Genomic DNA, 12,374 nt, shown 5'->3' with positions numbered 1-12,374 from the left:
AAATGCCTCCCTTAATACCGGCCAATTGACATACGGGCTGACAAACGGCCATGCACCTCGGGCGAGGCGCACCCCGGGTTGAGGCAACCCGCGACCGCGCAATTTGTTCCGCCGGCTGAGGCTTTTTTGCGTCTGGCCTGCGCACCGATACATTCAGCAACGATGCGAGTGGCTGTGCAGACCGGGCGTTAGGCCGGCGGCGTCAGACCGCCCTTGGCTTCGATGAAACCGATGATGCGGTCGAGGCCCTGGCTCTTCTTCAGATTGGTCATGACGAAGGGACGCTCGCCGCGCATCCGCTTGGCATCCGTCTCCATCTTCTCCAGCGAGGCGCCGACATGCGGCGCCAGGTCGATCTTGTTGATCACCAGCAGGTCGGAGCGGGTGATGCCCGGGCCCCCCTTGGAGGGGATCTTGTCACCGGCGGCGACGTCGATGACGTAGATCGTGATGTCCGCGAGCTCCGGCGAGAAGGTCGCCGCCAGATTGTCGCCGCCGGATTCGATCAGCACCAGGTCGAGGCCGGGAAACTTGGCGCGCATGTCGGCCACGGCGGCGAGGTTCATCGAGGCGTCCTCGCGGATCGCGGTGTGCGGACAGCCGCCGGTCTCGACGCCGGCAATGCGGTCCGGCGTCAGCGAGCCGGAGCGGACGAGATACTCGGCGTCCCACTTGGTGTAGATGTCGTTGGTGATCGCGGCGATGTCGTAGCGCTCGCGCATCGACTTGCAGAGCAGATCCATCAGCGCGGTCTTGCCGGAGCCGACGGGACCGCCGACTCCGACGCGGAGCGGACCGTGAGACGATGCCATGTCAATTGTCCTTCTGCCGTCCCCGCTGATGCGGAGAACGATGATGATATGAAACGAATGTCGCCGGCTTCAAACCGCGCGGCACGGACGCACGGCTCACGAGCGGAACAGCCGGGTATACTGCGTCTCGTGGCGCAGGCTGGCGAGATCGGCGCGAAATGTCGTGCTGCCGAGATCGTCGAGCGAGGCAGCGAACGACCGCTGCGCAGTCGCCGCCACCACCGGCTCCAGCGCCGCCAGCACGCGCTGGCTGTCGGTCTGCCCCAACGGCACGAGCCGGCTGCCGGCGGAAATCCAGTTCGACGTCACCGCGTGCAGGAAGCCGTGCAACAGAGGCATCAGCGGGACATCATGAAGCGCGCCGACCAGCCCGACAGCGGCCGGGTAGACGATGGCGTCACATGCGGCCACCGCATCTTCGAGACCCGGGCAATTCCAGGCGGAGCGGGCGATCTCGATGAAGGCGCGCCCCTGCGCCGTGGTCTCGAGCTGACGCTCGCGTGACGGCACGAAGGCCGCAGCGAGCTCGGCGATGTCACGCAGCGTTTCCAAATCGCCCTGCTCGGCCGCCCGATGCGTGTGCGCCAGGAAGACGGCATCGCAGAAGCCAGCGCCATCCGTCAGCATCGTCGACAACCAGCCGCGCAACGCGGCGGCGTCGGTGATGTCGCCGGCCTCGACAGCCCATTCGATGCCGCTGGAATAGGAAAAGCCGCCGACCGGAAAGGCCGGCGACAACCAGGTCATCAACCGATAGAGCGCGGCGGGCTCCAGTTCGCGTATGGCGACCCCGGAGCTTTCACGCTCATTTGTGGTCATGAGCATGGGAATGGCCGTGATCGTGATGGCCGTGATCGTGATTGTCATGGCCGCAGTGCTCGTCATGCACGTGATCATCATGCGCATGATCGTGACCGTGACCATGGTGCGCGTGACCATGCGAGCCGTGACCATGATGATGATCGTGATCATGACCGTGGTGATCATGGCCATGATGATCATGATCATCATGAGCATGGCTTGGCTCGGCGTAGGCGCCGCCCTCTGGATCGAACGGCGCCTCGATCTCGATGACGCGCGCGCCGAGACCCTTCACCATCGCCTCGATCACATGATCGCGGCGGATGCGCAGGCTCTTGGCCAGGAGCTGCGTCGGCAGATGCCGGTTGCCGAGATGCCAGGCAAGCCGCACCAGATGCTGCGGATCGCTGGCGCGGATCTCCAGCAGCGGCTCGGCCGCCGCGACGACCTCGATCAGCCGGCCGTCCTCCAGCACCAGGGCATCGCCACCGCGCAGCGCGGTGGCGTGCTCGAGGTCGAGCAGGAATTCGAGCCCGCGCGTGCCCGTCATCGCCATGCGGCGGCGGTGACGATCGTCGAAATCGAGCAGGACGGAATCGGCAGCCGCCTCTTTCCAACGATGCTGCCCGAGCACGCGCGTGGCGCGGATCATGCTGATATCCTCATTCTCTCTTCCGCCCGGTCAATTCCGCTCAGCGGACATCGACCTTCTCGGGCGTGATGATCTCGATCTTCGGCGGCGCCGCCATGCATTTCACGGCCACACGCCCGAACGTCTTCATGTGCTCGGTCGCGCGATGCGGCACAAGTGCCTCGGCATTGTCCCACTGCTCGACGAACACCATCCGGCTCGGATCGGTGACGCTCTCGTGCAGATCATAGGCGATATTGCCGGGCTCCTTGCGGGTCCCTTCGATGCAGGCAGTGGCGGCGGCGATGAATTCGGCACGCGTTTCGGGCTTGATGGTCAAGGTGGCAACGACATAGATCACGAAGCAGTCCTCCCGGTACGTTTCTGTTTCTGGGTACCGGGGGCAAGCTTAGAACATGAAATAGCGCTGCGCCATGGGCAGCACCTCGGCGGGCTCGCAGGTCAGCAATTCGCCGTCCGCACGCACCTCATAGGTCTCGGGATCGACCTCGATATTGGGTGTTGCGTCGTTGTGGATCATGCTCTTCTTCGAGATCTTGCCGCGGGTGTTCTGCACCGCATAGAGCTTCTTGGATAGGCCGAGCTTGCGGGCCAGCCCGCCGGCGACCGCCGCCTTCGAGGTGAAGATCACCGACGACGCCGTCAGCGACTTGCCGAAGGCGCCGAACATCGGCTGGTAATGCACCGGCTGCGGCGTCGGGATCGAGGCATTCGGATCGCCCATCGGCGCCGCGACGATGGTGCCGCCCTTGATCACGCAGTCCGGCTTGACGCCGAAGAAGGCCGGCGACCACAGCACGAGATCGGCGAGCTTGCCCTTCTCGACCGAGCCGATCAGCTTCGAGACGCCATGGGCGATCGCCGGGTTGATCGTGTACTTGGCGATGTATCGCTTGACGCGGAAATTATCGTTGTCCTTGCCCTTGTCTTGCGGCAAGGCGCCGCGCTGCTTCTTCATCTTGTCGGCGGTCTGCCAAGTCCGGATGATGACCTCGCCGAGACGGCCCATGGCCTGCGAGTCCGACGACATCATCGAGAGCGCGCCGAGATCGTGCAGGATGTCCTCGGCAGCGATCGTCTCCTTGCGGATGCGGCTCTCGGCAAAGGCGAGATCCTCGGCGATCGACGGATCGAGATGGTGACACACCATCAGCATGTCCAGATGCTCGTCGATGGTGTTGCGCGTGAACGGCCGCGTCGGATTGGTCGACGACGGCAGCACGTTCTTCAGGCCGGCGACCTTGATGATATCAGGCGCGTGGCCACCGCCGGCGCCCTCCGTGTGGAAGGCATGGATGGTGCGGCCCTTGAAGGCCTTGATCGTGTCCTCGACGAAGCCGGACTCGTTCAGCGTGTCGGAGTGCAGCATCACCTGGATGTCGTGATCGTCGGCGACCGAGAGACAGTTGTCGATCGCGGCTGGCGTCGTGCCCCAGTCCTCGTGCAGCTTCAGTGCGCAGGCGCCGGCCTTGACCATCTCCACCAGCGCGGCGGGACGCGACGCATTGCCCTTTCCGGAGATGCCGAGATTCACCGGGAAGGCATCGAACGACTGCATCATCCGGCCGATGTGCCACGGGCCGGGCGTGCAGGTGGTGGCGAAGGTGCCGTGCGACGGGCCGGTGCCGCCGCCGAGCAGCGAGGTGACGCCGGACATCAGCGCGTGCTCGATCTGCTGCGGGCAGATGAAATGGATGTGGCTGTCGAAGCCGCCAGCGGTGAGGATCTTGCCCTCGCCCGCGATCACGTCGGTGCCCGGGCCGATGACGATGGTCACGCCCGGCTGGATGTCGGGATTGCCGGCCTTGCCGATCGCCGAGATCATGCCGTCCTTGATCGCGACGTCGGCCTTCACGATACCCCAATGGTCCACGATGAGCGCATTGGTGATGACGGTGTCGGCAGCGCCCTGCTTGTTGGTCGCCTGCGACTGGCCCATGCCGTCGCGGATCACCTTGCCGCCGCCGAACTTCACCTCCTCGCCATAGGTGGTGAAGTCCTTCTCGACCTCGATGATCAGATCGGTGTCGGCGAGCCGCACCCTGTCGCCGGTGGTCGGGCCGAACATGTCGGCATAGACGGAACGCTTGATCTTGACGGACATCGTTGGCCCCCAATTAGTTCTATTTGTCGTGTTGTCGAGACGCCGGCGATCCGCTCACAGCGTCCCTCGTGCATTCGTCACAGTCTCATCGAACAGCGCGTCCAGCCGCGCGTTGACGCCGCGGCAGCCAGCGACGACCTGCTCGGCCCAGCCGACATACTCCATCAGCTCGAGCTGCTGCTCGAGGTCGGGCTCGAAGAAGACGCGCGCACGGATGTTGCTGATCTTGTCGGCGATCTTGATCTGCTTGGCGCCGGCGGACTTAGCCGGCGCCGCGATCACCTGTACGGCACGGCGCTCGCTCTTCGGCAACGTCATGTCGTCGGTGACTTCCTCGACCAGACCGGCGACGCGCGCGCCGAAGCGCTGCGCCAGCTCGTCGCGCGTGGTGTCGGTATCCTCGATGGTGTCGTGCAGCCAGCCGGCCGCGACCAGCTCGGCGTCCGCGCCGTCGGTTGTGGCAGCGAGGATGTTCGCCACCTCGGCCAGATGATTGATATACGGCTCCTCGTCGCGCCCCTTGCGCTGCTGGCCGGCATGGCGGCGGGCCGCCAGCTCGGCTGCTTCGGAGACAAGGCGCAATCCGGTCAGCATCGGACTACAGCTTGCCCATGACGTCGCCGCGGAAGCCGTAGACCATGCGCTTGCCGGCGAGCGCGACCAGCTGGACGTCGCGGGTCTGGCCGGGCTCGAAGCGGACGGCCGTGCCGGCGGCGATGTCGAGGCGCATGCCCCTGGCTTTCTTGCGATCGAACTTCAGCGCCGGATTGGTCTCGAAGAAATGATAATGTGAGCCGACCTGGATCGGCCGGTCGCCAGTGTTGGCGACCGAGAGCGTCACCGTCTTGCGGCCGGCATTGAGCTCGATCTCGCCGTCCTGGATGAAGAGTTCGCCGGGGATCATGTTGCACCTCGCCTAGATCAACTGCGTCATGGCCGGGCTTGACCCGGCCATCCACGTCTCACCACTCGGAGCAAGACGCGTGGATGCCCGTGCCTTCGCCGCGCCGAAGCGGCTACGGCCGCGCAGGCGGGCCGAGCCCGGGCATGACGACCGAAAGAGTTGGGCTCGCCTCACCGGATCGGCTCGTGCACCGTGACCAGCTTGGTGCCGTCCGGAAACGTCGCCTCGACCTGGATGTCGTGGATCATCTCCGGGATGCCGGGCATCACCTGATCGCGGGTCAGGACCTGGGCGCCGGTCTGCATCAGCTCGGCCACGGTGCGGCCATCGCGTGCGCCTTCGAGAATGAAATCGGAGATGATGGCGACCGCCTCGGGATGGTTCAGCTTGACGCCGCGCTCGAGCCTGCGGCGGGCCACGATGGCGGCCATCGAGATCAGGAGCTTGTCCTTTTCGCGGGGAGACAGGTTCATGCGGCTTCTCTGGTGATCGTCTTCTGGATAATCGGTGGTTGGTAAACGTCTCTAATTGAGCCACAGCCGCGGCAGCGGCACGGGGGAGGCACAACCCAGCACTGCCATCATGTCGGCGCGCAGGCTCGCGGCATCTTGGGCACAGAAGCGCGCCATTGCAAATCCATTCCAGGCGGACAGCCCGGCCTCGCCGCGGAAGGACGGCAGGCTCTCACGGATGCGCTCGACCAGCGCGGCATCGCCCGGCACGATCAGCGCCGTACCGATGGCCGCGGCGCCCTTGGCGATCGCCGGCTGCGCCAGCTTGTCGCCGATGTCGCCATCGAGGCGGATGGTCTCGGCGAACACCAGCTTGCCGCCGCGCCTGAGCCGCCAGCGATCGACGAACGCGCCCTCGCGCATGCGCTCGCCCATCGCGGTGCGGCCGAACACCACGATCTCGCACAGCAGCAGCGAGGCCGTCTCGGCAAGATCGATGTCGATGCGGCGGTGAATGCGGGCGCGGTCGAACAGGATGGTCTCCTGCGGCAGCCATGAGATGTGCCCGCCGGCCGCGGCCTTCAGCGCAATATCGAGCTCGGCCGGCTTGCCGGGGGCACGATAGACCTTCTCGGCCGCCGCGCTCGACAGCGTGACGCGGCTGCCCTCGCCCGCCATGACCTCGATCGCAAACCGATCGCCGCCGGCAATGCCGCCGGCCGTGTTGACGAACATCGCCGAGAGGCCGTCGTCCTCGGGCGAGGGAAAGCGCACGCGCAGCGAGCCGGACTCATGCAGGTGATGGCGCCGCGTCACGCCGTCCTGCAGGCGCACGTCGAAGCGCACCGCGCCGCGGGCGCGGTTGGCCTCGAAAATGTCGGCGGCGGCGCTGGCGGGATCGGCCCGCATCGATCCCCTCCCCCTGGGACCGGACGCGGTGGGGCCGCGTCCACGAAGTTAGATGACGATCACAGCGCCATCTGGCGGCTGATCTCGGCCTGGTCGAGATTGGCGCGGGTGCAGGTGAACTTCACCGCGCCGCGATCCATGACGGCGAAGTTGTCGCCGAGTTCGCAGGCAAAGTCGAGATACTGCTCGACCAGCACGATGGCGATGTTGCCGAGATTGCGCAGATACGAGATCGCCCGGCCAATGTCCTTGATGATCGACGGCTGGATGCCCTCGGTCGGCTCGTCCAGCAGCAGGACCTTTGGCCGCATCACCATGGCGCGGCCGATCGCGAGTTGCTGCTGCTGGCCACCGGAGAGGTCGCCGCCGCGCCGGCCGAGCATCGATTGCAGCACCGGAAACAGCGAGAACACGTCGTCGGGAATGCTGCGGTCGGCGCGCTTGAGCGGGCCGAAACCTGTCTTCAGGTTCTCCTCGACCGTCAGCAGCGGGAAGATCTCGCGGCCCTGCGGCACGAAGCCGATGCCCTTGCGCGCCCGCTCATAGGGCTTGAGATGGGTGATGTCGGCGCCATCGAAGGTGATGCTGCCCGACGCCAGCGGATACTGCCCGACCAGCGCGCGCAGCAGCGAAGTCTTGCCGACACCGTTGCGGCCGAGCACGCAAGTGACCTTGCCCGGCTCCGCCGCGATCGAGACGCCGCGCAGCGCCTGGGCGGCGCCGTAATAGAGATTGATGTCCTTGACGTCGAGCATTGGTCAGCGCCCCAGATACACTTCGATCACGCGCTCATTCGACGACACCTGGTCGATGGTGCCCTCGGCCAGGACAGTGCCTTCGTGCAGGCAGGTGACCTTGACGCCGAGCTCGCGGACAAAGGTCATGTCGTGCTCGACGACCATGACGGTGTGATCGCGATTGATTTCCTTGAGCAGCTCAGCCGTTTGATGCGTCTCGACGTCGGTCATGCCGGCGACAGGCTCGTCGACCAGCAGGAGCTTCGGGTCCTGCGCCAAGAGCATGCCGATCTCCAGCCACTGCTTCTGGCCGTGCGACAGGCTGCCTGCGAGCTTGCGCCTGACATCCTTGAGCCGCACGGTTTCGAGCACCTTGTCGATCCGCTCCGCCTCGCCCTTCGAGCCGCGCCAGAACAGCGTGCCCTTGACGCTGTGGTCCACATTGAGCGCCAGCAGCAGATTGTCCTCGACCGACTGGCTCTCGAACACGGTCGGCTTCTGGAACTTGCGGCCGATGCCGAGCTCCGCGATGCGGGTCTCATCCAGGCGCGTGAGATCCGTCTTGCCGTCGAACAGCACGGTGCCCTCGTCCGGCTTGGTCTTGCCGGTGATGATGTCCATCATCGTCGTCTTGCCGGCGCCGTTCGGGCCGATGATGGCGCGCATCTCGCCCGGCTCCAGCGTCAGCGAGAGGTTGTTGATGGCGTGGAAGCCGTCGAAGGAGACGTGCACGCCGTCGAGATAGAGCAGCGACGAGGTCGCGCGGGTGTCCATCACGTTCACGGGCTCACTCCGCCATCTTGGGTTCGGTGACGCCGTCCTCGCGGGCGGCGCTGTCGGCGTTCGGCGTCTTGGTGCCGAGTTGCTCCCACCACGCATTGAACGTGCCGAGAATGCCCTTGGGCAGCAGCAGGGTCACCAGCACGAACAGCGCGCCGAGCATGAACAGCCAGTACGGGGCCAGCACGCCCGAGGTGAAGAACGTCTTGGCGTAGTTCACGACGACGGCGCCGAGCGCGGCCCCCACCAGCGTGCCGCGGCCACCGACCGCGACCCAGATCACCGCCTCGATCGAGTTGCCGGGCGCGAACTCCGAAGGGTTGATGATGCCGACCTGCGGGACATAGAGCGCGCCGGCGACGCCGGCCATGCAGGCCGACAGCGTGAACACGAACAGCTTGTAGGACTCGACGCGATAGCCGAGGAAGCGCGTGCGCGATTCCGCGTCGCGGATCGCGATCAGCACCTTGCCGAGCTTCGACGACACCACGGCGCGGCAGATCAGGAACGCCAGGATCAGCGCCAGACAGCTCAGCGCGAACAAGGCGGCACGCGTGCCCTCCGCCTGGACGTTGAAGCCGAGAATGTCCTTGAAGTCCGTCAGGCCGTTATTGCCGCCGAAGCCGAAATCGTTGCGGAAGAAGGCGAGCAGCAGTGCGTAGGTCATCGCCTGGGTGATGATCGAGAGATACACGCCTGTCACCCGCGAGCGGAAGGCGAGCCAGCCAAAGGCGAAGGCGAGCAGGCCCGGCACAAGCAACACCATCACCGCGGCGAACCAGAACATGTCGAAGCCGTACCAGTACCAGGGCAGCTTGGAATAGTTCAGAAACACCATGAAGTCCGGCAGGATCGGATTGCCATAGACGCCGCGGGTGCCGATCTGGCGCATCAGATACATGCCCATCGCGTAGCCGCCGAGTGCGAAGAACGCTCCGTGGCCAAGCGAGAGGATGCCGCAATAGCCCCAGATCAGGTCGATCGAGAGCGCGAGGATGGCGTAGCAGACATATTTGCCCCATAGGGCGACCAAATAGGTCGGCACCTGCAACGCCGAGCCCGCCGGAAGCAGCAGGTTGGACAGCGGGATCAGGATGCCGCAGGCCGCAACAATCAGGAGGAAGATCGACGCGCCGCGGTCGAGCGACCGGGTCAGCATATGCGGCATCATGCTTCCACCGCCCGGCCCTTGAGCGCGAACAGGCCGCGCGGGCGCTTCTGAATGAACAGGATGATCAAGACGAGGATCGCGATCTTGCCAAGCACGGCGCCGGCGACCGGCTCCAGGAACTTGTTGGCGATGCCGAGCGTGAAGGCGCCGACCAGCGTGCCCCAGAGATTGCCGACGCCACCGAACACGACGACCATGAAGGAATCGATGATGTAGCTCTGGCCGAGATTGGGGCTGACATTGTCGATCTGCGACAGCGCGACACCGGCAATGCCGGCAATGCCCGAACCCAGTCCGAAGGTGAGTGCATCGACCCGCGAGGTGGCGATGCCCATCGACGCCGCCATGCGCCGGTTCTGCGTGACCGCACGCATCTCCAGGCCGAGCGCGGTGTAGCGCAGCATCGCGAGCAGGATCGCGAACACGGCCAGGGTGAAGCAGAGGATCCAGAGCCGGTTATAGGTGATGGTGATCTGGCCCAATTCGAAGGCGCCGCTCATCCAGGAGGGATTGCCGACCTCACGGTTGGTCGGGCCGAACGCCGAGCGCACCGCCTGCTGCAGGATCAGCGACAGGCCCCAGGTGGCGAGCAGGGTCTCGAGCGGACGTCCGTAGAGGAAGCGGATGATGGTGTGCTCGATCAGCACGCCGATGGCGCCCGCGACCATGAAGGCGAGCGGCGCGGCAATCAGCAGCGAATAGTCGAACAGCACGGGATAACGCGTGCGGATCACCTCCTGCACGACGAAGGTGGTGTAGGCGCCGAGCATCACCATCTCGCCATGAGCCATGTTGATGACGCCCATGACGCCGAAGGTGATGGCTAGGCCAATCGCGGCCAGCAGCAGCACGGAGCCGAGCGACAGGCCGTACCAGGCATTCTGCACGCCGGACCAGATCGCGAGCGAGCCCTGGATCGAGGAGATCGCGCTCGCCGCCGCCTTGGCAACGTTGGCCGGCTGATCGCCGCCGCTGATCTCGGTCAGCAGCGCCAGCGCCTCCTGGTCGCCGCGCGACTTGATGGTGGCGACGGCTTCGAGCTTGTCGACCTCGCTGGCGTCGGACTTGAACAGCAGGATCGCGGCGCGCGCCTCGGCGAGCGCCTGCTTGACGGAACGATTGGTCTCCTTGGCGAGCGCCGATTCCACCGTCGGCAGCGTCGCCTCCTCATGCGACTTGAACACGGATTTCGCCGCGGTCAGCCTTGTGTTGGTGTCGGGCGACAGCAGGGTCAGGCCGCCGAGCGCAGCATCGACGCTGCGGCGCAGCCGGTTGTTGAGGCTGACGGCCGCGGCATTGTCGGGCAGCTTGTCGACGGCAGCGCCGGTCGCAGCATCGATGATCTTGCCGTCGGCCTGCTTGATGAAGACCTTCTTGGTCTCGGCGTCGAACATCAGCCGCTCGTCCTGCAGCGCGCTGATGATCGGGAAAGCCAAGGGATTGCCGGACACGGCGATCTCGCCCACCGCATCGTCGGTATCGGAAAAATCGTCATTGGCGAATTTGGCGACCGACTCCTCGAAGCTGGCGGCGAAGGCCGGAGCGGTCGGGACGATCAAGGCAATGGCGAGAAGAAAGCCGCGCACGAGCGCGAGAACAATGGCAGGCACTGGATAACCCCGGCAGGAGTTCAGGAGGCAGAGGAGAAGGCGGCAGATCGCCGCCTTCTCCGGTCGTCATGATGACGTCAGGTCGAGATCAGGTGCCCGAGCCCAGGCACTTGTTGGTCTTGACGTTGTAGTTGCCGCACTTCTTGCCGACCCAGTCGCCGATCAGGTCCTTGGAGCCCTCGAGCTCCTTCGACCAGGCGTCGCCCGGAACGAGATCCTTGGTCTTGTAGACGACGCTGAACTGGCCATCGCCCTTGATCTCGCCGATGAACACCGGCTTGGTGATGTGGTGGTTCGGCAGCATCTTCGACACGCCGCCGGTCAGGTTCGGCGCTTCGGTGCCGGGGAGCGCGTCGATGACCTTGTCCGGATCGGTCGACTTCACCTTCTCGACCGCCTTGACCCACATGTTGAAGCCGATCACGTGAGCTTCCATCGGGTCGTTGGTCACGCGCTTCGGGTTCTTGGTGTAGGCCTGCCAATCCTTGATGAACTTCTCGTTGGCCGGGGTCTTGATCGACTCGAAGTAGTTCCAGGCGGCGAGATGGCCGACCAGCGGCTTGGTGTCGATGCCGGCGAGCTCTTCCTCACCCACCGAGAAGGCGACGACGGGAATGTCCTTCGCCTTGATGCCCTGGTTGCCGAGCTCCTTGTAGAACGGAACGTTGGCGTCACCGTTGATGGTCGAGACCACGGCGGTCTTCTTGCCGGCCGAGCCGAACTTCTTGATGTCGGCGACGATCGTCTGCCAGTCGGAGTGACCGAACGGCGTGTAGTTGATCATGATGTCGTCCTGAGCCACGCCCTTCGACTTCAGGTAGGCTTCCAGGATCTTGTTGGTGGTGCGCGGATAGACGTAGTCGGTGCCGGCCAGCACCCAGCGCTTCACCTTCTCTTCCTTCATCAGGTAGTCGACCGCCGGGATCGCCTGCTGGTTCGGCGCGGCACCGGTGTAGAACACGTTGCGCTCGCTCTCCTCGCCCTCGTACTGCACGGGATAGAACAAGATGCTGTTGAGCTCCTTGAACACCGGCAGCACCGACTTGCGCGACACCGAGGTCCAGCAGCCGAACACGACCGCGACCTTGTTCTTGGTGATCAGCTCGCGCGCCTTCTCGGCGAACAGCGGCCAGTTCGAGGCGGGGTCGACGACGACGGCCTCGAGCTTCTTGCCGAGCACGCCGCCCTTCTTGTTCTGTTCGTCGATCAGGAACAGGATCGTATCCTTCAGCGTGGTCTCGCTGATGGCCATGGTGCCGGACAGAGAATGCAGAACGCCGATCTTGATGGTGTCGTCGGCGGCCATGGCCGGGCCGAAGCCGGCTGCGCCCAGTGCCAGGCCGGCAGCAGCAGCCAGCCAGCGACGGCGGCTGAACGGCGCCATTAATTCCTGAGTGAGTCGAGTAAGCATGAGGTAATATCTCCCTGACGCAGACGTGCAT

General features: G+C 65.0%; 14 protein-coding genes. All 14 read right to left on the bottom strand.

What is annotated here, in order from left to right; all coding sequences use genetic code 11:
* Positions 1-188: 188 nt before the first annotated feature.
* The 14 genes from ureG to urtA all read right to left on the bottom strand — a co-directional run bounded on the left by ureG (position 189) and on the right by urtA (position 12,343).
* Positions 189-812, bottom strand: coding sequence for an urease accessory protein UreG (ureG, locus tag ACVILH_RS11505; protein ID WP_456712993.1), 624 nt, complete (start codon positions 810-812; stop codon positions 189-191).
* A 96-nt stretch (positions 813-908) separates the two neighbouring features.
* Positions 909-1,631: an urease accessory protein UreF gene (locus tag ACVILH_RS11500; RefSeq protein ID WP_456716949.1), complete on the bottom strand. Its 723-nt coding sequence runs from the start codon at positions 1,629-1,631 to the stop codon at positions 909-911.
* Positions 1,618-2,265: an urease accessory protein UreE gene (locus ACVILH_RS11495; protein ID WP_456712992.1), complete on the bottom strand. Its 648-nt coding sequence runs from the start codon at positions 2,263-2,265 to the stop codon at positions 1,618-1,620. Before ACVILH_RS11495 ends, ACVILH_RS11500 begins: the two co-directional genes overlap by 14 nt.
* 40 nt (positions 2,266-2,305) lie before the next feature.
* Entirely contained in the window at positions 2,306-2,605 is a 300-nt protein-coding gene (locus tag ACVILH_RS11490; RefSeq protein WP_006612142.1) for a putative quinol monooxygenase, read from the bottom strand.
* 48 nt (positions 2,606-2,653) lie between these two features.
* Positions 2,654-4,369: an urease subunit alpha gene (gene ureC, locus ACVILH_RS11485; protein WP_456712991.1), complete on the bottom strand. Its 1,716-nt coding sequence runs from the start codon at positions 4,367-4,369 to the stop codon at positions 2,654-2,656.
* 54 nt (positions 4,370-4,423) lie between these two features.
* Entirely contained in the window at positions 4,424-4,963 is a 540-nt protein-coding gene (locus ACVILH_RS11480; RefSeq protein ID WP_456712990.1) for an HD domain-containing protein, read from the bottom strand.
* A gap of 4 nt (positions 4,964-4,967) precedes the next feature.
* Complete coding sequence (locus ACVILH_RS11475; protein ID WP_006612145.1) at positions 4,968-5,273, bottom strand: urease subunit beta; 306 nt, start codon at positions 5,271-5,273, stop codon at positions 4,968-4,970.
* Between the two features lie 170 nt (positions 5,274-5,443).
* Positions 5,444-5,746, bottom strand: coding sequence for an urease subunit gamma (locus ACVILH_RS11470; RefSeq protein WP_172110074.1), 303 nt, complete (start codon positions 5,744-5,746; stop codon positions 5,444-5,446).
* 51 nt (positions 5,747-5,797) lie between these two features.
* Positions 5,798-6,634, bottom strand: a complete 837-nt coding sequence (locus tag ACVILH_RS11465; protein WP_456712989.1) for an urease accessory protein UreD — start codon at positions 6,632-6,634, stop codon at positions 5,798-5,800.
* A 59-nt stretch (positions 6,635-6,693) separates the two neighbouring features.
* Positions 6,694-7,389 (bottom strand): urea ABC transporter ATP-binding subunit UrtE, encoded by a 696-nt coding sequence (gene urtE / locus ACVILH_RS11460; RefSeq protein WP_456712988.1) that lies wholly within the window; start codon positions 7,387-7,389, stop codon positions 6,694-6,696.
* Between the two features lie 3 nt (positions 7,390-7,392).
* Positions 7,393-8,154 (bottom strand): urea ABC transporter ATP-binding protein UrtD, encoded by a 762-nt coding sequence (gene urtD, locus ACVILH_RS11455; protein WP_456712987.1) that lies wholly within the window; start codon positions 8,152-8,154, stop codon positions 7,393-7,395.
* A gap of 4 nt (positions 8,155-8,158) precedes the next feature.
* A complete protein-coding gene (gene urtC / locus ACVILH_RS11450; RefSeq protein ID WP_456712986.1) occupies positions 8,159-9,322 on the bottom strand; it encodes an urea ABC transporter permease subunit UrtC in 1,164 nt (387 codons plus the stop codon).
* Positions 9,319-10,932, bottom strand: coding sequence for an urea ABC transporter permease subunit UrtB (gene urtB / locus ACVILH_RS11445; RefSeq protein ID WP_456712985.1), 1,614 nt, complete (start codon positions 10,930-10,932; stop codon positions 9,319-9,321). Before urtB ends, urtC begins: the two co-directional genes overlap by 4 nt.
* 88 nt (positions 10,933-11,020) lie before the next feature.
* A complete protein-coding gene (urtA, locus tag ACVILH_RS11440; RefSeq protein WP_456712984.1) occupies positions 11,021-12,343 on the bottom strand; it encodes an urea ABC transporter substrate-binding protein in 1,323 nt (440 codons plus the stop codon).
* Positions 12,344-12,374 lie beyond the last annotated feature (31 nt).

Source organism: Bradyrhizobium sp. USDA 4353, assembly GCF_054063215.1.
This window is presented reverse-complemented; position numbering and strand designations above follow the sequence as displayed.

Excerpts from the sequence above, each read along its gene's own strand:
- urtE (WP_456712988.1), bottom strand. The coding sequence starts at position 7,389 with ATGCTCGACGTCAAGGACATCAATCTCTATTACGGCGCCGCCCAGGCG.
- urtC (WP_456712986.1), bottom strand. The coding sequence starts at position 9,322 with ATGATGCCGCATATGCTGACCCGGTCGCTCGACCGCGGCGCGTCGATC.
- ureC (WP_456712991.1), bottom strand. The coding sequence starts at position 4,369 with ATGTCCGTCAAGATCAAGCGTTCCGTCTATGCCGACATGTTCGGCCCG.
- ureG (WP_456712993.1), bottom strand. The coding sequence starts at position 812 with ATGGCATCGTCTCACGGTCCGCTCCGCGTCGGAGTCGGCGGTCCCGTC.
- ACVILH_RS11475 (WP_006612145.1), bottom strand. The coding sequence starts at position 5,273 with ATGATCCCCGGCGAACTCTTCATCCAGGACGGCGAGATCGAGCTCAAT.
- ACVILH_RS11500 (WP_456716949.1), bottom strand. The coding sequence starts at position 1,631 with ATGACCACAAATGAGCGTGAAAGCTCCGGGGTCGCCATACGCGAACTG.
- urtA (WP_456712984.1), bottom strand. The coding sequence starts at position 12,343 with ATGCTTACTCGACTCACTCAGGAATTAATGGCGCCGTTCAGCCGCCGT.
- ACVILH_RS11495 (WP_456712992.1), bottom strand. The coding sequence starts at position 2,265 with ATGATCCGCGCCACGCGCGTGCTCGGGCAGCATCGTTGGAAAGAGGCG.
- ACVILH_RS11480 (WP_456712990.1), bottom strand. The coding sequence starts at position 4,963 with ATGCTGACCGGATTGCGCCTTGTCTCCGAAGCAGCCGAGCTGGCGGCC.
- ACVILH_RS11470 (WP_172110074.1), bottom strand. The coding sequence starts at position 5,746 with ATGAACCTGTCTCCCCGCGAAAAGGACAAGCTCCTGATCTCGATGGCC.
- ACVILH_RS11465 (WP_456712989.1), bottom strand. The coding sequence starts at position 6,634 with ATGCGGGCCGATCCCGCCAGCGCCGCCGCCGACATTTTCGAGGCCAAC.